General features: G+C 50.9%; 19 protein-coding genes, 1 other RNA gene and 2 pseudogenes. 12 read left to right on the top strand and 10 right to left on the bottom strand.

Annotated elements, in window-relative coordinates:
- Positions 1 to 24: 24 nt before the first annotated feature.
- From L0M99_RS07000 to ssrA, 4 genes are all read left to right on the top strand, one after another.
- Positions 25 to 1,155 (top strand): ROK family transcriptional regulator, encoded by a 1,131-nt coding sequence (locus tag L0M99_RS07000; RefSeq protein ID WP_238128186.1) that lies wholly within the window; start codon positions 25 to 27, stop codon positions 1,153 to 1,155.
- Positions 1,148 to 2,497: an anaerobic sulfatase maturase gene (locus L0M99_RS06995; protein WP_238128185.1), complete on the top strand. Its 1,350-nt coding sequence runs from the start codon at positions 1,148 to 1,150 to the stop codon at positions 2,495 to 2,497. The genes L0M99_RS07000 and L0M99_RS06995 overlap by 8 nt, the downstream gene beginning before the upstream one ends.
- A 12-nt stretch (positions 2,498 to 2,509) precedes the next feature.
- Positions 2,510 to 3,370 carry a sulfite exporter TauE/SafE family protein gene (locus L0M99_RS06990; protein WP_238128184.1) on the top strand — a complete coding sequence of 287 codons (861 nt, stop codon included), beginning with the start codon at positions 2,510 to 2,512 and terminating at the stop codon, positions 3,368 to 3,370.
- Between the two features lie 139 nt (positions 3,371 to 3,509).
- Positions 3,510 to 3,888, top strand: a transfer-messenger RNA (tmRNA) gene (ssrA, locus tag L0M99_RS06985).
- Between the two features lie 497 nt (positions 3,889 to 4,385).
- On the opposite strand, the gene arsA is transcribed toward ssrA, so the two are convergent.
- On the bottom strand, positions 4,386 to 6,152 hold the full coding sequence (arsA, locus tag L0M99_RS06980) for an arsenical pump-driving ATPase (RefSeq protein WP_238128183.1): 1,767 nt from the start codon (positions 6,150 to 6,152) through the stop codon (positions 4,386 to 4,388).
- The gene (gene arsD, locus L0M99_RS06975; RefSeq protein WP_238128182.1) at positions 6,152 to 6,520 is read right to left on the bottom strand and encodes an arsenite efflux transporter metallochaperone ArsD; all 369 of its coding nucleotides are present in this window, start codon (positions 6,518 to 6,520) and stop codon (positions 6,152 to 6,154) included. The genes arsA and arsD overlap by 1 nt, the downstream gene beginning before the upstream one ends.
- Positions 6,521 to 6,611: 91 nt before the next feature.
- Here arsD and L0M99_RS10000 point away from each other — a divergent pair.
- Both L0M99_RS10000 and L0M99_RS06970 read left to right on the top strand, forming a co-directional pair.
- Positions 6,612 to 6,887: pseudogene (locus tag L0M99_RS10000) on the top strand (ArsR/SmtB family transcription factor); the annotation flags it as partial.
- A 48-nt stretch (positions 6,888 to 6,935) separates the two neighbouring features.
- Positions 6,936 to 7,358, top strand: a complete 423-nt coding sequence (locus tag L0M99_RS06970; RefSeq protein ID WP_278619708.1) for a low molecular weight phosphatase family protein — start codon at positions 6,936 to 6,938, stop codon at positions 7,356 to 7,358.
- A 609-nt stretch (positions 7,359 to 7,967) separates the two neighbouring features.
- On the opposite strand, the gene L0M99_RS06965 is transcribed toward L0M99_RS06970, so the two are convergent.
- From L0M99_RS06965 to L0M99_RS06955, 3 genes and pseudogenes are all read right to left on the bottom strand, one after another.
- Positions 7,968 to 8,309 (bottom strand): cupin domain-containing protein, encoded by a 342-nt coding sequence (locus L0M99_RS06965; protein ID WP_238128180.1) that lies wholly within the window; start codon positions 8,307 to 8,309, stop codon positions 7,968 to 7,970.
- A 33-nt stretch (positions 8,310 to 8,342) separates the two neighbouring features.
- Positions 8,343 to 8,738 (bottom strand): annotated as a pseudogene (locus L0M99_RS06960) (SAM-dependent methyltransferase); the annotation flags it as partial.
- A 177-nt stretch (positions 8,739 to 8,915) separates the two neighbouring features.
- Complete coding sequence (locus L0M99_RS06955; protein WP_238128178.1) at positions 8,916 to 10,742, bottom strand: InlB B-repeat-containing protein; 1,827 nt, start codon at positions 10,740 to 10,742, stop codon at positions 8,916 to 8,918.
- Positions 10,743 to 11,096: 354 nt separating this feature from the next.
- Here L0M99_RS06955 and L0M99_RS06950 point away from each other — a divergent pair, with 354 nt between their 5' ends.
- Complete coding sequence (locus L0M99_RS06950) at positions 11,097 to 11,378, top strand: hypothetical protein (protein WP_238128177.1); 282 nt, start codon at positions 11,097 to 11,099, stop codon at positions 11,376 to 11,378.
- 111 nt (positions 11,379 to 11,489) lie between these two features.
- Here the strand turns inward: L0M99_RS06950 and L0M99_RS06945 are convergent, their stop codons facing one another.
- The 4 genes from L0M99_RS06945 to L0M99_RS06930 form a co-directional block, all read right to left on the bottom strand.
- On the bottom strand, positions 11,490 to 11,864 hold the full coding sequence (locus L0M99_RS06945; protein ID WP_238128176.1) for a sigma factor-like helix-turn-helix DNA-binding protein: 375 nt from the start codon (positions 11,862 to 11,864) through the stop codon (positions 11,490 to 11,492).
- 328 nt (positions 11,865 to 12,192) lie between these two features.
- Positions 12,193 to 13,347, bottom strand: a complete 1,155-nt coding sequence (locus L0M99_RS06940) for a pyridoxal phosphate-dependent aminotransferase (RefSeq protein ID WP_238128175.1) — start codon at positions 13,345 to 13,347, stop codon at positions 12,193 to 12,195.
- 156 nt (positions 13,348 to 13,503) lie between these two features.
- Positions 13,504 to 13,899 (bottom strand): hypothetical protein, encoded by a 396-nt coding sequence (locus L0M99_RS06935; protein WP_238128174.1) that lies wholly within the window; start codon positions 13,897 to 13,899, stop codon positions 13,504 to 13,506.
- Positions 13,892 to 14,080, bottom strand: a complete 189-nt coding sequence (locus L0M99_RS06930; protein WP_038108911.1) for a hypothetical protein — start codon at positions 14,078 to 14,080, stop codon at positions 13,892 to 13,894. The genes L0M99_RS06935 and L0M99_RS06930 overlap by 8 nt, the downstream gene beginning before the upstream one ends.
- 266 nt (positions 14,081 to 14,346) lie before the next feature.
- Between L0M99_RS06930 and glgX the strand changes: the two genes are divergently transcribed.
- The 3 genes from glgX to treZ are packed head-to-tail and all read left to right on the top strand — an operon-like array spanning position 14,347 to position 20,822.
- The gene (gene glgX, locus L0M99_RS06925) at positions 14,347 to 16,491 is read left to right on the top strand and encodes a glycogen debranching protein GlgX (RefSeq protein WP_238128173.1); all 2,145 of its coding nucleotides are present in this window, start codon (positions 14,347 to 14,349) and stop codon (positions 16,489 to 16,491) included.
- An 11-nt stretch (positions 16,492 to 16,502) separates the two neighbouring features.
- Positions 16,503 to 19,022, top strand: a complete 2,520-nt coding sequence (gene treY / locus L0M99_RS06920; RefSeq protein ID WP_238128172.1) for a malto-oligosyltrehalose synthase — start codon at positions 16,503 to 16,505, stop codon at positions 19,020 to 19,022.
- Positions 19,023 to 20,822 carry a malto-oligosyltrehalose trehalohydrolase gene (gene treZ / locus L0M99_RS06915; RefSeq protein WP_238128171.1) on the top strand — a complete coding sequence of 600 codons (1,800 nt, stop codon included), beginning with the start codon at positions 19,023 to 19,025 and terminating at the stop codon, positions 20,820 to 20,822.
- A 72-nt stretch (positions 20,823 to 20,894) separates the two neighbouring features.
- On the opposite strand, the gene L0M99_RS06910 is transcribed toward treZ, so the two are convergent.
- Positions 20,895 to 22,238: a carboxylate--amine ligase gene (locus L0M99_RS06910; RefSeq protein WP_238128170.1), complete on the bottom strand. Its 1,344-nt coding sequence runs from the start codon at positions 22,236 to 22,238 to the stop codon at positions 20,895 to 20,897.
- Positions 22,239 to 22,457: 219 nt separating this feature from the next.
- Between L0M99_RS06910 and L0M99_RS06905 the strand changes: the two genes are divergently transcribed.
- Positions 22,458 to 23,033 (top strand): DUF3000 family protein, encoded by a 576-nt coding sequence (locus tag L0M99_RS06905; protein ID WP_238128169.1) that lies wholly within the window; start codon positions 22,458 to 22,460, stop codon positions 23,031 to 23,033.
- The gene (locus tag L0M99_RS06900; RefSeq protein ID WP_238128168.1) at positions 23,030 to 24,229 is read left to right on the top strand and encodes an HRDC domain-containing protein; all 1,200 of its coding nucleotides are present in this window, start codon (positions 23,030 to 23,032) and stop codon (positions 24,227 to 24,229) included. Before L0M99_RS06905 ends, L0M99_RS06900 begins: the two co-directional genes overlap by 4 nt.
- Positions 24,230 to 24,375 lie beyond the last annotated feature (146 nt).

Raw genomic sequence — 24,375 nt, 5'->3', positions numbered from 1 at the left:
TAAATACACTGGAAAGGAGCCTGGATGAGAACGCGGCTAAGCGATCCGTTTGAATTAGAAAACCGAATCGTCAAGCACCTAAGCCAAGCACCCACTTCTCGCAGGGAGCTAGCTAGAGCGTTAAAAGTATCGCGACCAACTCTAAGCCGCGCTCTCGCCAGGCTCTTTAGCACTAATAGCATTACCAGTGTTACCGGAGTAACAGAGGACGAAACACCTTTACGTCCTCGCGGCCGCCCAAGTGAGACCCTATATTTACGGGAAAAAACCGGCTACGCAATCGGTATCAACATTGCCCGTAATAACGCCACTGCGCTCATTATGGATCGCGCCGGAAATGTGCTCGATAAATCTAGTAAAGATTACTGCTCTTTTTCTGACTGGACCGAACCTCTAGCCAGTATTTGTCAGTTAATCAGTGATAACGCACATCTAAAAGACCTTGATTTAACTTCACTATCTGGAGTGGGAGTAGGTATCCCCGAGCCTATCTCCCCCCACCTAACCAATAGCGTAGAGCAAACAGTATCCAAGTTTTGGCAATGCCTGACAGTCACTAAAAACGTAGTAGAAATGTCGGGGTTAGGCGAATCGCGATCAACACAGCCTCCCCAAGGGGACAGGCAACTATACATACGTATATCCGGCGGAGTCAGCTGCTGCTTTACGGTAGATAGTGCCACCACCGGATCGCCAGTAATCGTAGGTGAACTGGGCCATCTCCCTGCCGCGGGGCAAGATTTACGCTGCTATTGTGGACGCACCGGATGCCTAGAACAGTTCACTAGCGTACCCGCCCTGTGCAGCTTAGCTAAAGTTAGCAACCTTACCGAGTTTGCTCAAAAAGCCCAGGCAGGCGACCTCGAAACGGGAGATATTCTTCAACGCGCACTAACCTATCTTGCTCAAGGAATCGAATATGCAGCCCTCTTGTATAATCCGAAAACCATTGTTCTAGGGGGAGAACTCATAGACACCTTCCCGGCTCTGTCGAAGCAAATAGCAGCAGCAGTAGCTCCCCGCCTATTTCATAATCCCAAAATAGTAACCGCCAAGCTCGCCGATAGTGACGTTGCCTTAGGGGCAGTTGCAGCGGTTTATAACGAGTTGGCTGTAAGAAGACGAGAAGAGTCAATAGGTAAAATCTATGAGTAACACCCAGACACCTTCCAACCGACAATTACCATTTGCAGTGGTCACCAAACCGACCGGAGCTGCCTGTAACCTGGACTGTAAGTATTGTTTTTTCCTTTCTAAAGAGCTGCTGTACAACGCACGGCAGCAAACAATGAGCGAAGCGACTCTCGAACTGTATATTCAGCGTTTCCTGCAAGCCCAGCCTGATGGAATCGTAACTATGCTGTGGCAAGGCGGAGAACCCACGTTACGGGGTCTAGATTTTTATAAATTAGCTCTAAAACTTTGTGACAAATACCGACGCCCTGATCAAGTAGTTAAACACGCCCTGCAAACCAATGGCACTCTAATAAACGCTGAATGGGCAAGGTTTTTGTTCGATAACGATTTCCTGGTGGGAATCTCCCTTGACGGACCAGAAGAATATCATGACACTTATCGAGTCAACCGAGCTGGTCGCCCCACCCAAAAAATGGTGTTAAAAGGCTGGGAACACCTCCAGAACTACGGAGTCAAATGCAATATTTTATGCACCATACATCACGCTAACCAAGATCATGGCCAGGAAGTTTACCGGTATTTTCGTGATTCTTTAGGGGCAGATTTTATCCAATTCATTCCCATAGTTGAAAGAGTTAATGACAAAGATTTAGCCCAGGCAGAAGCCGGTTGGAGATCAAGAAAAGACCGTAATCTATCAAACGAAAAGGTAGGGTTACTCTATAGGCAACATGGTCAGGCAGTTACTTCCCGTAGTGTAGAGCCAGAAAAATATGGAGTGTTTCTGCTGGAGGTATTCAACGAATGGATACGTCACGATGTGGGAAAAGTATTCGTCCAAGATTTTGACGCAGCTCTCGCCGCAATGTTCGGACAAATAAGCAACTGCGTACATGCTCCAATCTGTGGAAACAACTTCGCCTTGGAGTTTAACGGCGATGTTTATGCTTGTGACCATTGGGTAGAACCAGATTGGAAACTGGGAAACCTGCGCGATAAAGACTTTTTCGACCTAGCTAATACTGAACGCGCTAAAGAATTCGCTAAGAAAAAGAGTCACCTCAGCCAAAAATGCCTACACTGTCCATACCTGCGACTTTGTTATGGGGGCTGCCCAAAGGATCGCTTTATCACCACAAACAGTAAACAGCTATCACCGCTGGAAGCAGCCAAATCGGCCACTGGTGGGCGAAATCCATTTCCCTTGGAGGACTCCAGACCTTTGGATCCGCCTCAAAACTATTTATGTCCTGGTTACCACTATTTTTATCGCAATATTTTCCCTACCTTGCAGCAGATGGCTGCGCTAGTAGCTAGCGGTAAACCAGCAGCAGATATTATGGAAAGAATCATTGATTAAAGGAAGAAGACAATGAGCCTACTTTTGCCGATAATAGTTGGAATCTGCGTAGGCATTATCGTCGGTCTACTTGGGGCAGGAGGAGGAATCCTCTCGGTTCCCATACTGGTTTATCTGCTGGGACAATCTCCCCATAATGCCGCCGCTGGTTCGCTGCTAATCGTGGGCGCGACCTCCCTAATAGCCCTGATAGGCAGACGTAAAGAAGTGCACTGGAAACAAGGGGTAGTATTTGGGGCGCTTTCAATTACGGGTTCTTTTATCGGGTCGTTCCTAAACTCTCTGGTATCACCAAATCTGTTAATGTATCTGTTTTCAGGATTGCTTGTCATAGTTGCCGGATTAATGTTCCGCAAGGCAGCTAAAGAAAAAAATGCGGCCGGTGGGAATGCGACCGGAAGGAAGCAGCAAAAGAAATCTCCTAATCTGGATGGACATAACCAAGTTTGTAATCGCCCTCCCCAAGGAAATGAAAACTCCCCCAGCTCCAAGTCTCACCTACACCACTGGATTACTATTACTATCGCAGCCGTTCTGATCGGGGTTTTAACCGGATTTTTCGGGGTAGGAGGAGGATTTGCGGTAGTACCTGCCCTCACTTTGATAATGCATTTCGACATGAAAGAGGCATCTGCCACTTCCCTATTGGTGATGGTGATTGCTTCCCTGGCAGGATTAGCTGCCAGAATGGGTACCGCAATCCAGATTGATTACCTAAGCGTACTGCCATTCGCCTTCGCCTCAATGATTGGAGGTCCGATCGGCGCTAGCTTAACCCGGAAAACCAAATCCACTACTTTAACATTCCTATTCGCCTTATTACTGCTGCTAGTAGCTGTTTATACGCTGAGCGCCACGTTATTAGGGGCGTAAAATCAGTCAGGATTCCGGTTGGGTATTTTCATTTTTCGTGGCATATTTCTCTTGACTAACAAACGGTTTATGGAAATAATGGTCAGAGCATTCACACTGGGTGTTTAACAATTCAAGTTGGGTGTTTATTAATTTAATAGGGGTCGATCGGTTTCGACAGCTGGTATTGGTTGTAGAGAAGCGTGCCGAGAATGTGGAGTCATCTCGCTAACGTCCTTCACAAAACAATAAGTGCTAAACATAACCGCACTGACTTCGCTCTAGCTGCTTAAGCAGAGCCTTTAAAAGTCCGTCAGCTCCGGGGGTGCTTCTACCTCGGTTCCTGGCGTCGTTTTTCAGGAGCCACTGGCTGCAGTTTTCGTCAATGGGATTGCAGCGACACTTTACAGTGACTGAGCCTATAGAATCTCTAGTTTGCCAAGTAGATTCAGGCTGAGAAAAAGTTCAGGCAGACTGCGCACGGAGAAGAATGCAGGAGTACCAGTTGGACCGGGGTTCGATTCCCCGCGGCTCCACAACGACGACGATGAACGGTGAAGAAACTTGTTTCTTCATTAGTGAAGCGGAGGAAGTTGTGCGCAACACGAAGTGTTGCAAGCACGATGAGTCCGAACGGCGAAAAAGCTTCGAGCTTTTTCATTAGTGAGGACGACGAAATGGTGCGTAATCCCGTCAGGGATTACTAGCACAATGACGAACCCGAACGGTGCGAAAACCGTTCGGGTTTTCGTATTAGTGAGGGTGAGGAAACGGTGCGCAACACGAAGTGTTGCTAGCACTATGAATGCAGGTCACAGGTTTATCCTGGGGCCTGCATATATTTTGAGCCCGGGAATCGAACCCGTGAGGGCTTAGTGGGGTGAGGATCGGGATGAGCCGTGCATATCGCCTGGTTGCAATATCAAGGATTCAAGCCTTTCAAGTCTCAGAATAAAAACGGCCACCTCGTCTGTCCAACCATTTAAAACTGGCAGACGAGACGAGGCGACCTATACGACTTAGCTCCGCTAAATCGCTATTCACGTAGTTCATGGTCGAGCATGACGGGCAGTTGAACCACTTGTACCCCTGCCTGATCAGCGACCGAATTAATTATCTCCTGTTGCGCATTGGCTCGTCGTAGCAGGAACGGCGATGACGTTTCGGTTGCTGGGAGTGACTGGTTGATCACCCATGCCCACGGCTCAATACCTGCTCGCGACAGGTCGGCGGCGAGGGATTGTGCCTCGAGCACTGGCGTGGTTTCTGGCAGCGTCACGAGGATTGGCCGGGTCACTTCCCTATCTTGCAGGTGTTGGAGCGTGGTCGCGGAATCGTCACGTCCGGATTGGCGCATGAGTTCGCGGTGGTAGGATCCAGTGGCGTCCAGTAATAGCAGGGTGTGCCCGGTGGGGGCGGTATCGAGGACGACCCACTGGTTTTGGACCGTTGCTACGACCTCAGAAAATGCTTTGAAAACGGCCACTTCTTCCGTGCATGGGGAGCGCAGGTCTTCCTCCAACTGTGCGTACCCGTCGGCATCGAGAGAAGCGCCTTTGGTGGCGAGCACTTCTTCACGGTAGCTAGCCGTCACCGCGTCAGGATCGATTGATGACACCGTCAAATCTTTGATGCGATCTTCGAGGGAAACATCGAGGTGATTCGCGGGATCCGTGGTGGACAGATGCACTGGCTTGCCGCGCTTAGCGAGCTCCAATGCCAGCATTTGCGCCACGGTGGTTTTGCCAACCCCACCTTTGCCCATACACAAGACGAGTTTCGGTTTTCCCTCTGCTAGCTCATCCACCAGATGGGATAAACCGACGTGCAGCTCGGAATTGGACTGCGCAGGGCTCGGCTCTAGTGTGGGATCCGCGCTCGAAGTTGCGTCGCCGTCAGCCTCGCCCAGATGTAACAGGCCGTCTACCCCCATCACCGGGTTAGCGTTCAACTCGATCCATACCGTTGGAACACTATTGATCGCGCTCAGCTGCGTATTCGTGGCAAGGCCATCTAGTAGTGCCTGTTCCCGGGCATAAATAGACTCCGACAGCTGATCGGTAGCGGCGCTCACTGGCAGAATACCGTTGATCACCAACAGTGCGGGTTTAATTCCCATCTCAAGTAGTTCACCGGTGGAACGGTTAGCTTCTTGCAGGGTCGAGATTTGCGCCCTGGCCACCAGCACCAGTGAAGTTTGTGCCGGGTCAGATAGAGCTGCTACCGCCTCGTGATAGGTTTGCCGGTTCTTCTCTAACCCCGACATCGGCCCCAGACACGAGGCGTCACCCGCTCCTTTATCAATGAAACTAGACCAATCACCGGGTAAGGACAGTAACCGCAGGGTGTGTCCGGTCGGGGCGGTATCGAAAATGATGTGGTCATAGTGGCTAGTAATGTCTTCGTTGGTTAGATAGTCGACGAATCGATTAAAACTTGCGACTTCAACCGTGCAGGAACCAGACAAGGTTTCTTCGGTTGTTGCTAGCACCTCGGGTGGCAGCAGGCCGCGAACCGGCCCCAGGATAGACTCGCGATACCGCTCCGCTTCTGCCTCCGGATCAATCTCTACCGCATCAAAACCAATAGCGCCGGGCACCAGGTCGGTTAGCTCTGCTCCGCCCGATCCGATCTCACGGCCGAATACCTGCCCAATATTCGAGGCTGGATCAGTGGATACTAGCAGCACTCGCTTGCCTTCACCTGCCGCGCGGGTAGCTAAAGAGCAAGCAACCGTAGTCTTTCCGACTCCGCCTTTACCGGTGAAAAACGCAAACTTGGTGCTCAGTTCAGGAAGGGACATTAGCAGCACCCACTTCCGCCACAACAATCAGACTCAACTACGGGCAAAGTTGTCTTTCCCTCCAGGGATGCCCCCGCGAATTGTCGGAGCTGATCGGCTTTGGGATAGGAACCAGTCGCGACGATAGTGCCATCAACCACAGTAACTGGTAGGCCGTCTGTGCCAGCTACCTCCATATAGGCGCGAACCGGTTCGCAAGCCGCAAAATCAGTAGGGGCAGAAGCCAAATTATGCCGGGTTACGGTAATACCCTCTTTATCCAGGGCGGTCAGCGCCGCGTTGAAATCAACGAGAGCCTGATCTACGTCGGTTCCGCAGACTCCAGAAGAACAACACAAAGCCGGTTCATAGATATCGATTTGACGCACAGTTAACTCCTTACATTTCGATGATTGTCGAATCGACACAAACTCTATCACACGTTTCGATGGACGTCGAAACGTGTGATAGAGTTCCTATATGAACAGCCAACACGCTCCAAATTGCTGCCCCGCACCTGCAATCGCCGGCGAAGGTCAATGCCAGGAAGCGGCAAACATTTTTGCGGCACTTAGTGATGTCACGCGGCTGCAACTGGCTCTGTTCATATACCGCTGTTCACCGAACCCGGTGTGCGCATGCTCATTTCCTGAGGTTTTCAATATCAGTCGGTCAACCATTTCGCACCATCTCACCAGGCTGGTAAATGCTGGCATATTAGGCCGCGAACAGCAGGGTAAGTGGGCCTACTATTCGATCGCCCCGGATTTTGATACTCGACTCCTTGACGTTGTCGCTAAACACATGCCTCAACAACCCACAAGCCGAAAGGGAGCCACCGAAACCAGAATCCTTTTTGCCTGCAGACAAAACGCTGGTCGCTCACAAATGGCAGCTGCCATTGCGCAAAAACTAGCCAGCTCTGACGTGACCATCATGAGTGCGGGCACCGAACCGGCCGAAGAAGTACATCCCGAGGTGCGCGACGCCCTCGCCGAAATAGGATTAGAGCCGTTTGCGCAGCCAGAAAAACTTGATCCGGCGAAAGTGAAGATGGCAGATTGGGTAATCACGATGGGATGTGGCGAATCATGCCCAATTTTCCCCGGAACCCACTATGAAGACTGGGAGGTGGCTGATCCGTCGGGGAAACCCGTAGAGGTCGTACGCGAAATCCGCGACGAGATTACCAAGCGCGTAAAAGAGTTATTGACCCGAATCTCTTAACGAAATATCGCTTCACATCCCCAGCAATGCCGAAACATCATCACTCGGAAAACGACGGTGAATAGCCAAACCATTGGAATGAACCCAACACTCGGAATTTGCACCCACCCAGCCTGGTTTTGACCCCGACCAGAGCCTGGTATCAAAATGAACATCTAAGTAACTATGAGAAGTCCGAACGATGAAAAAGCCTTCGGGCTTTTTCATTAGTAAGGACGACGAAATGGTGCTTAATCCCGTCAGGGATTAAGCACCATTAGGACGCTCCTTTTGATACAAATGAGCGTTCTATTTTTATATTGCTGGCCGCAGGGTTTTGGATTGTCAGGGCTGATTTGCAGGTTTTACTCGTGAAGCTCGCTTGGCTCTGCTGAGGTCGCCGAGGTGATGTGCCTGAGGCCTACCCTTCGGTAAAAACTGCCCCCACGCTCTCGTTACGGCTCGTATATTTGGACGCTATCTTGCTGGGCGGATACTTTCTTATACCCTTGCCTCAGCGATAACTCCTTTGCACGCTTATGGTGCAGCTTGTATATGCGGGGCGCTTCCCGGCCAAAAAGATAAAACTAAACCGTGTGATTTCTCTTTTAACTAGCCGTTCCTTTGAGTTTAAGGTCTTGCCAGCATGTACAGCACCATTTTTGATGGCTTGATGGCTTTAACAGCATGCGGCAATCGGGTAGTGAAATGTACTAACCCACCAGGTAGTAGGGTTACGGTTTTACCGTCGGCAGTGATTTCAAGCTCACCTTCCAGGGTTTCTACAAGCACCGGCATCGCAGCCGTGTGCTCGGAAAGCTCCTCGCCGGCATCGAAGGAAAATAGCACGACGTTGACGCCCTCAGCGCGCAGCAAAGTTTTTGAGACAGTTGAGCCTGACGCGTATTCGATTTCATTAGCTAGATTGTTAATAAAGCCTAGGGCTGGGGATGCTGGAGTTTCAGCGCTCATAACGGTTACCTTTCAGGTGATTAAGGAGATAAATTACTTGGATGGCTTCTTAGCTACTATAGCGATTCCGTTCAGGTGGTCGCGGTATTTATTAAAAGTGGATCGCATCTGAAGGACCCGGGCTCGTAGGTCTTTATCCCGGATCAGGTTACGGATAATCCGGGCAACCCCCAATATGCCTTCATCAGTCAGGTTACGCCTGGGCGATAGTAATGCCATCGGCGCAAAACCTATCCATTCCACCTCAAAACCTGCATTCGTGAGTACCGCACGCCATTCACTCTCGGTCAGCGGGCGCGCGTTAACTCGAATCGTCCGGGCTAATTGCTTGCGTAACCCATCAGCCAACTCTGGGTCAATATTATTTGGGGTGAGCCCTAGCTCGTGGATGGCGTAATAACCGCCGGGTTTGAGCAGACGAAGTGCCTCTAATTAACTAAACCTGTAGACGTCGGGTCAGAAAGACTATCCGGGTAGATATACAACTAACTACATAACCGATCCCTAGTTTAACCACATAGCCTAGGAAGCTTGAGGGGAAGACCCTAAAAGAATCTTCCCCTCAAGCTCTAGGCTATGTTTGGCTAGAAAGCCGGTTGACTACCATCAATTCTGCCTACGGCGGCGCGCTAAAACGAGCCCCATCCCAGCGGGAATTAGAACAGCAGAAGCTAGGCCAAGAGCCCCCATGCTCGTACCAGTTTTTGGCAGGTTTTTACCGGTCTTCGGCTGGGTCTTAGTATTATTTTCGCGCTGATCCTGGTAGACCTTGACGGCAATTGTATCAACGGTATTTCCTTGAGCATCCTTCACTGTCACAGTGATAGTGTCGCCTGCCTTCGCTTTCGGATCAGCCGTCACTGTGATTGAACCATCCTTATTCAACTCTGCCTTTCCAGGGCCATCGGTGCTCACCATTGTTCCCTTCTGAACCGGACCGCCGGTATTCGGGATATTCACGTCGTTTCCAGGAGTGACCTTAGAATCATTCCACGCGGGAGCTGGGAGCGGCTTATACGTAGCTTTAAGAGCCACCGCGCTGGCCGGCATGGAGAATGTAGTCTGCTCAGCACTCTCGTCAAGGCCAGCGGGCAGAGAGGTGTTATCTGTGGCCACCCACTTGTCGAATGTCTGACCCGCGGGAGCAGTATCGGCCTTAACAGTCACATCCGCGTCAGCAGCGATAGCTGTCTTGTCGTCCGTGAATGCTTTGTTGATCGCAAACTTTCCATGCGAGGCCACACCGTTGGTGACCGTAATCGGGAATACCTGGCCGACAGCAATCGGCATGGACTCAGTTGGAACGATTGTATTTTTAGAACTCGAATCCTCGTTTAAGAACTGCCCAAGTTTTAGATACGATCCAGGGTTTTCTTCATCAGGTAAAGGATTCTGGTAACGCAGATTAACTGGAGAGATACTACCAATTAGAACATTTTCATTAGTCGAACGGGGCAAGCATCCAGGAACTCCGCCTTCCGTAAAATTCACAGGAGCCTTACCCGAGTAGTCACAGTGGACTGGATACGCTTTACGGTCAACCCATGACCATTCGTTCATGGAATATGAATTGCCAGTCGTGGCGAGAGTCACCGGCTTGGTCGTATCAAACAATACGCGACTCTCACTGCCTTTAACGTTCCCTGCTAAAAGCGCTTTGTAGGCCGTCTTATCCTTACAGGTGGAATTAATCGTCTGGGTTAGACTCGCGTTCCCGAGAATCTGAACATCATTCGTATGGCGCAGGAACTCGCCAGGAATCTTGTGATCTTTGGAAGCAGCAGCGCACGCACTTTCTGTGGTAGACATTTTCATATTCACGGAACCAGACTTGAACACCAGCGGCGAGTTCTTTGCCTGGGCACTGTAGAAATGAATGACATTTGTAACAGAAGTAGCATTTGTTGCGCGAGTTTCCAGCGTCAACGAAGCATCGTCATCACCAACAAGCTCAAGTCCACCCGCGTCATGTTCGCCGCTATTTTTTAACATGAACACCGCGGATTCCGCAGTAACGCCACTACCAAAATTGGTTGCGAGGTGGTTAGTCCCTTCAAATTTGACGGTTACTTTCTTTTTGGTTTCAAAGAGTACGACTCGCGTGCGTGCGTTCTGATCTTTGGGATTGCTGGCTAACTTATCGTCTTGGGAAGCTACAACTTTCGAATTATCGTAATTACGCAGTGTCAGAGTTGCTGTAGCCGGGTCCCAGCCCCACCCGTTCTGACCGTCAGGAAGGACAACTGCCTTCGTCTGTTCAGTGAACGGAAAATTGAACGTATCAACCTTATTTCCCTTATAACTTACAATGGGAGAATCGGGACCGTTGGGGACCTCGTTACCTGCCGCTGGTGGATCAGCAGCTAACGCAACCCCTCCGGGCAATACAAGCGCAAATACAGCGCAAACTGCTGCCACATTTGAAGCAGCCAACCTTAGACCTTTCATGGTAAAGCACCTTCTTAGTATTGGAATTGGGGATATACTACGGGTCGGAGTTTATCAGAATTATTCTCGTTTTAACCCAAAATATTAACTCCGCACCCAAATATCGCGTTGTATCGAGATGAGAGTGAAAGTAACTATCAGAAGTCCGAAAGGTGAAAAAGCCCGAAGGCTTTTTCATTAGTAAGGACGACGAAATAGTGCGTAACACGAAGTGTTGCTGGCAGCAATATATGCAGGTCTCAGGTTTACCCTGGGGTCTCTATTTATTTTGAGCCCGGGAATCGAATGGAGCCGCGGGGAATCGAACCCCGTGAGGGCTGGCGCGGTAGGGTAGCATACATGTCCATACAGAAATCTGCTACCTCAACAGGGACTATTTATAACATGCAATATTCTGAAGACTTGTGGGAGGCCATCCTGGCTGATATCTCTGAGGTGGGGCTTGTATCTGTAGTGAATGATTTACTAGAAAATGAGCGTCATGATGGCATCAATATCGAGTTAGCACTCGATTGGGCTTCTTACTACAACGTATCTTTATCTGAAGAAATTAAGGAAACAGTTAGGGAATGGGTTGCTGGTGGCGATCTGGAACCAGCAGCTCTAGAAGCATTCAAGTAAAAGCAAACTAATCAAGACACTCCCCCAACCGCCGGGAGGAGGACGAGAACCGACTACCCCCCTAGCTCAAGGCAGTCACGGTACGCAAAACTTTAGCGGCATTTTCCCGGGTCAAGTTTTTGCTAATTGAGATACCCTACCTTTGGTTATCCCCAGGAGAGTTCCGATATCCTCCATAGACATATTTTTCCCGCGCATCACGCTGACCGCTTCCCGGGAAGCAGAAGCAAGCTCTTTGCTAGCCGCCGCCTCTGCCGCACTAGCAGCAGAATAGCCGGCTACCAGCCCTGCGAGGCGGGAATCTTTTAAGCAAATAGTCACGCTAAAACTATCGGGACTTTTCTCAGTCAGGAGGGCGGCCGCGTCCTTAACCATATATTCCAGGCGTTTCAAGCTTTTTGCCTGGGTACCATGCTGGCGACCATCGATCTCGAAAAAAGCAATCCACCATTTACCGTCACGGATAGCTTGTGCCTCGATATTCATTCCGCTCCCCTTTCTGTGTTCCTGATTATTGCCTTAGCCAGCATCTCGTTTACTTCCCGGTGCCGAGGAATAACGCTTGCCCATTTCCCGATACTGACGCGCGTATGATTCCCTCCTTCGCTAGCGACTAGATCTAGCCCCTTTGCTTTGGCTATTTTGTCTAGTCACTTGAGTAAATCCCTGCGCTTCACAGTTAAAGTATATGGGTATAAACAACAATCGTAAACCCCTATATACAAACACGCTCTTACGGTATATTCACCAATTTGGCAATATGGATTGCAGCAGCTGAAGCAATACTTGCCAATAACTTCCCGAACAATATCCCCTAGCTCAAGGCTGTGATGGTACGTAAAACTTTGGCGGCATTTTTGCGGAAAGAATCTGGCTGTAGCAGTAGTGACAGGCTGATGGTACCGCTGAAGGGTAAGTCAAAGAAGTAGCCGGGCTGGCAGTAGATTCCATAGTCTTTCAAGAGGTTTTCGACGAGCTCGTCCTCGTCAATATGGGAAGGGAAGCGCAAGAGAACGTTCCAGCCTCCCTGCGGGGACATCACCGTTACCGGACTAACTGGATCCTCCCCTACCAAACTTTGCAAGGTGTCCAAGTTGGCAGCGCAACGCTCGCGAGTTCGCGCCGACTGAGACGGAATTTCCTCCAAGAAGTCCGGCAACTGCGCGGCCAAAATATCACTGAACGGCAAAAACGCATCCGCGATGATATCTAAATACGCTTTCGCCTCCGCTACTTGCGACTCCGGGCCCGATACCTCCAGCCAAGCAATCTTCACCCCCGGCGCGCATAGATTTTTCGATAACCCGTCGAGGGCGAAAGTGAGGATTTGACCGCAGCCGGCCAGGCGGGCGCGAGATTCGGGGGCTGCTGACAAGGGGAAGTCATAAAACACTTCATCCGCGATCAGGGGCAGATTTTTTTCGGCGCAATATTCCTGCACCAGCTGTTGCTCTCCCCCATCCAAATAGGCGCCGGTGGGGTTCCCCGGATTTATAACCACTAGGGCTCGCGGACGCGGGGAAACACCAGCAGCCGGCAGCGACAGCGGATCCAGTTCCCACTTCCGCCCTAACCAAGCAAAACTATAGGACGCTACCTGCACATTTTCTAAGTTAGCTAAGGCCTCTATTAGCGGATATCCCGGCGTTGGAGCCAGAACCGCATCACCGGGATCACATAGCAGTTTCATCAGCCAACTGTAGCCTTGCGAAGTGGAACTGAGCAGATATAGGTTATCGGGGGCAACCTCGCGCTGATCCCGCTGGGAAAGGAAATCGGCGAGGGCGCGACGCGCGGCGCCTGACCCACGCGGATCAGCTTGGTAGGGATGCTCTGTATTGCCCAGCCCATGACGAGTGGGGTTCGAGTCAGAGATGTTTATCAGCTGCTGCCCCTGGGCGCGCCGTTTCCCAGCCGCCAAGGTAATGGCGTTGGGCTCAGAAAGGCTAACTCGCCGTGAAAAATGCATCACTCCTACTCTATGCCGGCGAATGCCTCCCCCGCATCGCCGCTAAAGTTTCCGCTTTTACCCGCCTGGAAATATAAAAAATTCGGAAAGTTGCCATCCTCTAAACAGCGCGCGCCCCTTACCCATTACTGTTGGTGGACAAAATGAAGCGCTGATTCACGAGCGAGAAATTTGGGAAACTCTTCCTTTAGTGATTCCCAGTAATTGCGCGATATCAGCAACCTTGATTCCCTCTGCCCGCATGGAATCCACCAAAGTCTTTTGGGTGCGCTTCAATCTGGCGGCAATCTGAGCTGCAGCCGCCTGACTCTCTTGAATTTCAGCTACTTCTTCCCCTATTTTCCCATCAATAGTTATTTTCACCGGAATTTTCGAAAGTTCTGGACGTTCTAGAGCCTCTGCCCAGATACGAACCAAATCTTCCGCCATAAATTGAGCTTCTTTCAAGGTTTTCCCTTGGGTGGCATGTTCTTTCCCGTCAATTTCAACAAATACTGCCCACCATTTTCCATCTCTTACGGCCCGGGCTTGAATTTCTTTGTTGTTACCCATTCTCTGCCTCCTTAATGATTGCCTTAGCGGTCATTTCCGATATTTCACGGTGACGGGGAACCGTTATCATTTGCTCACCGATAAATACTTTCGAGTGAGAACCACCCTCTTTTACGACCAGGGATTCGCCGCGCTCACTGGCTATTTTCTTTAGCTGCTTCTCCAAATCCCGACGCTTCAAGCACTAAGTATAGTTAGTTAAACTAAACAAATAAAGCACACTTAACAAATGTTTTCTGTGAATCCGTAACCGTTTGCTCAACTACCTCTAACACTAGGACGGGCGAAAACTGCTCCTTGCGGTGGATAAAGCTCGGTGTAAATCCGGAGTAAATGCGGCGGTTTTCCATCGTAGACAGAAGGATGCCGGAATGTGGGAATTACCCCAGGATGAGTTAATAGGCGCGACTGACTGCCAAATGGCGCGTTTTGTGACAACCTAGATGTATGGAAATTTGGCCAGGGAAACCGTATCCACTCGGCGCTACCTATGACGGTGCCGGGGTAAACTTTGCAGTATTTAGCGAGGTCGCAACTAAAGTCTATCTTTGTTTAATTGCAGAAGATGGTAGCGAAGAGCGCATTGAGCTCCGCGAAGTCGACCACCATGTGTGGCATTGCTATATTCCGGGACTGCGAGATGAGCAGCGTTATGGTTTCCGGGTAGAAGGCCCTTACGATCCGGAACAAGGACACCGCTGTGATGTCAACAAGTTCCTCCTGGATCCTTATGCGAAGGCCACCGATGGCACCGTGGGAGCCAAGCAATCACTCTATTCCTATGACTGGAACGACCCCAGCCAGCCTAACCACGATGATTCCTTACCCGATATGGCGGTTTCGGTGGTAACTACGCCCTATTTTGATTGGGGAAATGACCGCCCACCCGGACACGACCTACATAAACTCGTCATTTACGAGGCGCACGTAAAAGGCTTCACCAAGCTTAATGAACAGATTCCGGAAAAAGAACGCGGCACCTATGCGGGGATCGCCAACCCGGTGACCATCGAATACCTGAAAGAACTGGGGATAAATGCTATTGAACTGATGCCCGTACACCAGTTCGTTAATGACTCCACCTTGCAAGAACGTGGCCTGTCAAACTATTGGGGATATAACACCATCGGGTTTTTTGCTCCCCACGCCCAGTATCGTTCGCAAGATGTGGTTGATGGACAGGTTCAAGAGTTCAAGCAAATGGTGAAAAACCTCCACCAGGCGGGGATCGAAGTAATCCTGGACGTGGTCTATAACCACACCGCCGAAGGCAACCATATGGGGCCAACCTTGTCTTTCAAGGGGCTAGATAACGCCTCCTACTATCGCCTGGTAGAGGACGATAAAGAACACTATTTTGATACCACTGGAACCGGAAACTCACTGCTCATGCGTTCGCCAGCAGTGCTGCAACTGATTATGGATTCCCTGCGCTATTGGGCAATCGAGATGCACGTAGATGGTTTCCGCTTCGACCTTGCCTCTACCTTGGCACGCGAGCTGCACGATGTGGACAAGCTGTCGGCATTTTTCGATATTATCCACCAAGATCCGGTGCTTTCCCAGCTAAAGCTAATCGCCGAACCTTGGGACGTAGGAGATGGCGGCTACCAGGTTGGGGGTTTCCCCTCCATGTGGAGCGAATGGAACGGAAAATACCGCGACACGGTTCGCGATTTTTGGCGCGGCAACTATGCCACACTACCTGAGTTCGCCTCCCGTTTCTGTGGCAGCGCCGATTTATATGAACAAAGTGGACGCCGCCCGAATGCCTCTATCAACTTCGTAACCGCCCATGATGGCTTTACGATGCACGACCTGGTTTCCTATAACGAGAAACATAACGAGGCTAACGGCGAGGGCGGAGGCGACGGGGAATCCCATAACCGCTCCTGGAACTGCGGGGTGGAAGGTCCCACCGATGACCCGGAAATTAATAAACTTCGGGCGCGTCAGCACCGTAACTTCCTGACTACCCTATTCCTCTCCCAAGGGGTACCGATGCTGCCTATGGGAGACGAGATTGCCCGCAGCCAAAAGGGAAACAACAATACCTATTGCCAAGACAATGAACTCTCTTGGATGGATTGGTCCTTCGAGGATGCTGATGAGGACGACTATCGAAATAAACTCCTAGAGTTCACCAAACACCTGATTAAGTTCCGAAATGACCATCCGGTATTCCATCGCCGCCGTTTCTTTGCCGGGGCTCCCTCGCGCGGCGGGCAATCCGATCTGGGCGAGATCAACTGGTTTGCTCCCAATGGACAAAAGATGACCGAAGAAGCCTGGAACAATGAAGAAGCACGCTCCCTGATGATTTTCTTAAACGGGGAAGCGATTCGCGAGCCTGATTCGCGCGGACAACGCATTGTTGATGACTCTTTCCTGTTGCTATTTAACGCCGACCCGGAGCCTTGCACCTTCCAGATACCGGAAGGGCACGGCTCCGGCTGGAAAGTCGCGATCTCTACTATGGAAGACCTTCCCGGCAGCGATACTGAAGAGGAAATCGAATATGGAGCTAATGACCAACTCGAGCTGCTAGACCGCTCGGTAGTGGTACTTATCCGCGAAGTAGTGGAGGAATAAGGAGAACCTCGATGAACAGTCAGCATCCCCACCTGCCCACTCAGGGAAAACATCTTCCTATCAGCACTTATCGCCTGCAGCTGAGTGAAGATTTTACCTTTAAAGATGCCCGCGAACACCTGGGATACTGGCGGAACCTGGGAATCACCGATCTATTCCTCTCCCCCATTTTGCAAGCGGTCCCCGGATCGATGCATGGCTATGACGTAGTAGACCACACCCATATTTCTAAAGAATTGGGTGGGCGTACCCAGTTTGAAGAACTCGCCGATGCCGCCCACCAGGAAGGATTGGGACTGGTTGTCGACCTGGTTCCTAACCATATGGCGGTACCGACTCCAGTCTGGATTAACCGCCCGATGTGGTCGGTGCTCAAGAGGGGGAAGGAATCCCCCTATGCTCACTGGTTCGATATCGATATTGATCAACCGATTCTGATGCCCGTCCTCGGAAAACGAATCGGGCAAGTTTTAGCTGACCAAGAGCTCAAACTAGAGCAGATGGTAATTCCTACGGAGCCCGAACGGGGCGAGCAGTGGATTCTGCGCTACTATGACCACTATTTCCCGGTGACGGAGGGCACTGAATCTCTACCATTAGAAGTACTGGTAGAACGGCAACACTACCGCTTAGCGCATTGGAAAGTAGCTGATGAAGAGCTCAACTATCGCCGGTTCTTCGACGTCGACACCCTAGCGGCACTGCGGGTAGAAGAACGCGACGTATTTGACTCTACCCACGCCTTACTCCTGGAACTGTTCAACGCCGGCTACATCGATGCCTTCCGGGTGGATCATCCCGACGGACTAGCCGACCCGGCCGGCTATTTCCACTGGCTCTCTGAGGCCACCGGGGGTGCTTGGATCGCGGCAGAAAAGATTCTCGAGGACGCCGAACGCTTACCTAGTGACTGGCCAATTGCTGGCACTACCGGGTACGACACTTCCTGGCGGCTAACCGCCCTACAGGTCGACCCTCGCGCATCTTTGCCGCTAGGAACCCTAATGCAGACTTTGACGGCAGATTCGCCCTCGTCCTATCCGCAAATGCAGCGCGAAGCCAAAGCCCAGATTATCGATACCTCCCTGGCAGCGGAAGTCCGCCGTATCGGACAGTTAGTATGGAAGATCTGTCAAAATGATTTCCGTTTGCGAGATTACACCTTCCGTTCCCTGGTTGATTGTTTGCGGGAACTGATTATCGAAATGCCTTGCTACCGCGCCTATGTGACGGTAGGGAATCCTGCCCCCGCATTATCGCGAGAAATCGTAACGGCAGCGGCTAAGCGAGCACTACGCTACCTGAATACCGAACATGCTGACACCATGGCGGTGGTAGTTGCCCTGGTGCTTGGAGATGAAACGGGATCTGCGGCTTTGAAAGTAAGCGACCTGGATCGGCAAGAATTCTTGGTGCGTTTCCAACAGGTCTGCGGAGCAGTCATGGCCAAAGGAGTAGAAGACACTACTTTCTATCGCTGGACTCACCTGCTGTGCCTAAATGAAGTAGGTTCTAACCCGCAAGCTTTCGGGATTTCTGCCGATAATCTGCATCTATTCGCGCGCGATATTCAAACTAACTGGCCAGCTACCATGACCACTAACTCTACGCACGACACTAAACGTTGCGAGGATGTGCGTATGCGTCTGGCAATTATCAGCCAGTACCCGACGCTTTGGGCACAAATTGTTTCCGACCTGCGAGATGTAACTCAGCCTTACCGTCCTAATGACCTGGATGGACGCAGCGAGAATATGCTGTGGCAAACCCTGATCGGCACTTGGGATAATAATGGACCGATCTCTTCTAAGCGGCTGCGCCAATATTTAGTAAAAGCGATTAGGGAACAAAAATCTTGGACTACCTGGACTGCTCCGGATGAGACCCGTGAAAACGAGCTCCTTGATTATGCCGACCAGATTCTATGCGACCCCAAGGTAGCTGATATTGTTTCTCGCTGGCACGGCGAAACCGAGCAAGCTACTCGCTACACCATCGTAGCTAATAAGGCTTTACAACTAACCATGCCTGGGGTAGCTGACGTTTATCAAGGTTCAGAAATCACCCAAACATCGTTGGTGGATCCTGATAATCGCCGACCCGTTGATTTCACTGCGCTAGCTAAAAGACTTTCCCATCTGGATCAAGAAGGCTTAGATCACGCGGCAGGCTCAAACCTAGATGATTTGAAGCTCAATGTTACGGCAGCAATCTTACGGCTACGGCGCCGCCGCCCCGAGTGCTTCGTATCTGCTACCGCTACCTATGAGGCACTCGCCCTCTCTACTGGTTACGCGGTAGCTTTTGCGCGCGGAACCGAAGAAGCGGGCCCCCAAGTTGTCACTCTTGCCCGTCGTCTTTCCGGGGTGCTCTCCCGATATCAGGGAGATTTCCGCCCCGAGCATACCGTGGTGCTCCCGGAAGGATCCTGGAAAGATATTTGTTCGAATGAAGTTTTCCCCGGAGGAATGCAAAGCTTGGAAGAGCTGCTATTTAAGCGGGGGGCGCGGATACTGGAGCGGGTGGAATAGATGGATTTAACTCCTTCGGATCTAGATTTTGAAGGCTTGCCACCTTGGGAGCTTAAACCCGGATGCGGACGAGTACCGCTGTGGGCACCGGACAAAAAACAGATAAATCTGCTGGTAGGATCACCAGAAAGACCGCGAAAAACCCCGATGGTACAATATGGTTCCTGGTGGCTCGCTCCGCGTCCGCTACCCAACGGCACTACCTATGCTTTTGAAGTAGACGGAAAGGGGCCGTTCCCTGACCCCCGGGCGCGCAGGTATGTTCCCGGTAGTGAACTTTGGGTACAGACTGCCGATATTTCCGCTATCCAACACTCCTCTAGCTGGCAACCCGATGGAAAACTTCTAGGTAAGGTCTGGTACGAGCTACATATCGGAACTTTCACCGCCCAAGGAACCCTGCGAGCAGCCATAGAAAAACTCCCCTATCTCGCAGATTTGGGAGTCGAGGTCATCGAACTGATGCCAATAGCGGTTTTCCCAGGCCAGCGCGGTTGGGGTTATGACGGGGTTGGCCTTTACGCCCTCTTCAATCCCTACGGCACCCCGGAAGATCTGGTGGCTTTTATCGATGAGGCACACAACCTGGGAATCGCAGTTGCCCAAGACCTGGTATTGAATCATTTGGGTTCTTCCGGAAACTATTTAAGTCAGTTTGCTCCTTATTTTTCTAGCCGCCACGAGACACCCTGGGGCGATGGCTATAACCTAGATGGTTCCGATTCCGGCCCAGTTAGAGATTTCTTAATTGGGGCGGCTGTGGCTTTGCTGGCTGACTATGGGTTTGACGGTCTACGCCTAGATGCGGTTCATGAAATCCAAGATGATTCCAAGCTGCATCTTTTAGCGGAACTTTCCCAAGAAGTTCACAACCTTTCGGAGGAGTTGGACAGACCGCTAACTCTAGTGGCAGAATCTGATCTCAACGATGCCCGCATGGTCACCGCAGTTGATGAGGGCGGATACGGAATGGATGGACAATGGGATGACGATATCCACCACGGTATTCACGTAGCTTTCACCAAAGAAACCCAAGGCTACTACGAAGATTTTGCTGATCCTGCGGCGCTAAGCAAAATATATTCGCAGGTGTTTTACCATAACGGTACTTACTCTAGTTTCCGGGGCAAGAACTGGGGGGCTCCAGTTCCAGAAGATATGGAACGAAACCGTTTCTTTGGATTTGCTTCCAACCACGACCAGGTAGGTAACCGCGCTTTAGGGGATCGCCCTAGCGAAAAGCTCTCCCCCGGGTTACTGGCTGGTCAAGCAGCTTTGATTCTAGCCTCTCCGTTTACGCCGATGCTTTTCCAAGGGGAAGAATGGGGCAGCCGTTCTCGTTTCCAATTCTTCACCGACTATGCAGATGAGGGAATTGGCAAAGCCGTAGATGAGGGTAGAAAACGCGAGTTCGCCTCCCATGATTGGGAGAAAATTTATGATGGCGAAGTGGAAGTTCCTTCCCCTCAAGCTCTTTCTACTTTCCTTAACTCCAAGCTGCTCTGGCAGGAGCTTTCTGAGGTCGAGCATAAAAAGATGCTCGCCTGGTATCGACACTTGATCGCGCTGCGTCGCGAGGGCGTGTTTGCTGATTTTATCTCCCTTCAGCGTCAGCAGCAGCTACTGGTATTAAAGACAAAGCAGGCTCAGGTAATAGTAAACCTGCATCACAGCTGTGCTGATATCATCGATTTACTCGCGCAGCTGCCGCAAGGTGACTATATATCGTTCACTAACGGGAAACTGGAGAATCCGCCCGCGGAAATCCTAGGTGAAGACACCCTGCTAATCGTTGGTTAGCGCCTTGTCACGGCCTTGCCTTTGGGAGGCTCGTAGGGATTCTTCAGCGGTCTGGCCGACCAAGCCAGGTGGCTAGGGCTGGGTTAAGGCAGCAGTATCGAGGGAGCGAGTTTCCCCCTGACGGAACTTAGCTACCGGGTAATTACGGTGATACTTTCTCCAGTGATTTTCCCGGGCAATCATCACGTAAGCGAATCGTTTGAGACCGCGCAGACTAAAACCGAAATCCGCCGGGTAGAACAAGGGATCATGATTTTTCTTTAGGCGGTAAAGAGCCTTAATTTTCTTGCCCATCTGTTTATCTACATACCGCAGCACTAGCCGTTTGGGCAGAATCGAATAGTAGACTCGCTTTCCTAAACGTTGCGGGGCTATCGCTTTCCCCTCCACGACGTCCTCGACAAAAAACCTCATGGGATTCATTCCGGCAGAGGTGTTGTAATAGGAGTTCCGTCCAATACGGGGATTTACTTCGAAGCAATAGGCAATCCCCGTGCGCGAATCTACCTTAAAGTCAAAGTTGGCGAAGCCGTGCCACCCCACTCCCTTCAGGAAGCTACTTACCTGCTCATAGAGGCGGGGATAGGGTTCGGTAATCATCGCCACTGGGTTACCGAGGGCAGTAGGAGAATGATCCTCCAGTAACACTTGGGCTGATCCCAACATAGTTACCCGTAAGTTTTGATCAACGTAGGCAGTCACCGAGAGATTAAAGCTGTCGTTGCCCTCCACCCGGGGCTGCAGTACGAAGCGGCGGGCATGCGGATTGTTATGAGTATGTTGATAGAGATTAGCGAGTAAGGTTTGGGCTTCTTCTTTATTGGAAACCGTATAGACTTTCGCTTTACCCGGCCATTTAAGACGCTCGTAACCGGCGCTGGTAGCCGGTTTAATAATCCAAGGGAAAGGCTGATTTACCTGCTCAAGTTTAGCTAGTTCGTCCTCTAGCGAACCGGAAAAATCAATTTCTAAAGTTTGCGGAACATTCAAACCATGCTCGGCAGCCAACAGCGGAAACTTTGCTTTATCGGAGGTATCTTCAATAATCTTTAGGGAGGGGAAGGCAAACGCGTAATATTTCCGCAGCTCTTCCTCGCGGCGCATAATATCGCGCACATTGGAGTCCATATTGGCAATCAGCAGCAGCTTTTTTCCTGGATACTCTTTTTGCAGCTGCGGTCCGATAGCAATCAAACCTTCTATAAGCGGCATTTCCGAGTCTGGATTGGGCAGGGCATTGGGCTCGACTAAGCGAGTATCAATAATGCCAGATGCCATTATTGGCCCCAGAACTTGCAGCGTGAGCAACGTTGGTTTCACCTTCCATTTCTCGTGAAATGAACGCGCCAAAGCATAAGCTCCGATATCGGTTCCTGGGATAACCGGTTGAAACCCTATATCCTGTTTTCCTGCCACAGTGCCTCCCTAAGATTTGAGCCACTCAATGCTATCAAATCTTACTCATTGCCCCGGAGGCCACCCGAATCTTATTGCCAAGAAGCGTTGCTTATCCCATCACAATATCTGATCAAGAAATCATTTTCCCAACCGGATAATTGGTATGTTTACAGCTAGGTCGGCTGATTATCGGCGTGGCAGTGAGTTTAGGAGAGGTTTCCTGCCTACGCTGAAATGGTGAATCAAAAGACACCTGCAGAGTTTACCGATGCTCTGCTCACCTTGCGGGAAGCCCCCTATGATTCTCATGTTACGGTCAGTGAGATTTCGGCGCCGCAAGGAATTGCGCCTTTTGCTGCCGCTATCCGTATGGATTGTGAATCTTTGGAGACCATTCCTCATAGTGGCGGGTCGGGGCGGCTAGTGATTCTTTATGACCCCCAGGAACAACCCGGGTGGCAGGGACGATTTCGGCTAGTTACGATGCTTGGTGCGCATGTAGATGTAGATTTAGTCACTGAACCGCTGGCTGACCAGGTTTGTTGGTCATGGTTTACCGATTTCTTAACCCAGGCAGATGCCAGTTTTTTCCAGGCTGCCGGGTCAGTTAGCCGCTCCCATTCCGCCAGTTTTGGCGAGTTAAAAAAACGCTCTGAATCGGCAGAAATGGAATTGCGTGCCTCCTGGACACCTCTAGAAAATAACTTGGCGCCCCACGCGGCCGCGATATCGCGGTTATTAGCGATGATGTCGGGTTATTCGGTGGAAGTTAGCGCTGGAATATCTCGCCTAGGGCAGGTAAAGCTGGTATGAGCGAAACTCTTTACCGTCCCCGGCTGGGATCGGTTCCCCTAACTGATAACCAGCAGCAATACCGGGAGTGCTTGCGAGAATACCGCGCCCCCGGGCAGTACGTGGCTTTTGATACTGAACGCGCCAGCGGAATCCGTTACCTGGACAAGGCCTATTTAATCCAGGCAAAAGGTCAGTCCGCTCCCCTGGTTTTACTTGATCCTCTGGCATTGCCAGATTTATCGGATTTTAGCGCTGTCTGCAAAAACAGTACCTGGGTGCTGCACGCCGCCAAAGAAGACCTGGAATGTATGGAGTGGGCAGGTTTAGTAGCACCGCGTCTATTCGATACTCAGATCGCAGCGAAACTATTGGGGTATGAACACGTGGGACTGGGGGCAGTTACCGAGGAAGTGCTAGGGGTAAAACTAGCTAAGAACCATACTCGGGAAAACTGGTCATTGCGTCCCCTCAAACAATCATGGCTCGATTACGCGGCCCTGGATGTGGAGTACTTGGTGGAGCTCGCCTTAGCGTTAAAAGAGCACTTGAAGGCCGCAGGGCGTCTATCTTGGGCTGAACAAGAGTTTTCCTATACATTAGCCAACTACCATCGTCCGCGTGGTAGCGAACCTTGGCGGCATTTGAAAGGTGCTGGTAAAGCCCGTTCTCCTCGCCAGCTCGGCTTGCTGCGGGAGCTTTACAATAAGCGCGATGAAATCGCACGTGAAGCTGATTTAGCACCCCATCGGGTGCTACCTAACCGCGACCTGGTGGACTTAGTCTTACAAGCTCCTACTTCCTACCAAGAGTTATCACGACGTCCGTTTATGAAGCGCCGGCAACTACGCCGTCATGCCCGGCGCTGGCGGCAGGCTATAAAAAAGGTACGCGATCTGGGAAAAGAGCAATTACCGGGGAGAGAACCCCCGCGAAAACTTCATGAAATATCTTCGCTAGCAACTTGGGAAAAAATTGATCCGGCGCGTGCTGAGCTTTACCGCCTGCTTAAAGAGGACGTATCTACCTGGGCACAGGAAAATCAGATCTGGGCAGAATTGGCACTTTCTCCTAGCGCTATCCGGCAGGTAGCGGCCTATTGGGAACCGGGTAAAGATCTGCAAAATCTGTTAGAAACTGCAGCTGCCCGGGACTGGCAAATAGCGCATTTCGAATCTCGTTTCGAGCAGCTATGCTCTGCTTGGACAAAACGCTAGCCTTTGATTTTCGCAATATATAAGTTAATAACTTAGCTAATGAAAGATAGAAAGGCAGGGTACAAAAACCAATCTTGGTTTCTATACCCTGCCTTTTTAAAATGGTTGTGGTGGTTTCTTACTCTCCCGCGCTCGTTGGGGCGTAG

It is taken from the genome of Varibaculum cambriense, from assembly GCF_022133705.1.
Classification (GTDB): domain Bacteria; phylum Actinomycetota; class Actinomycetes; order Actinomycetales; family Actinomycetaceae; genus Varibaculum; species Varibaculum cambriense_A.
Note: the sequence above shows the minus strand (reverse complement) of the source record. Positions and strands in the feature narration are given on the sequence as shown.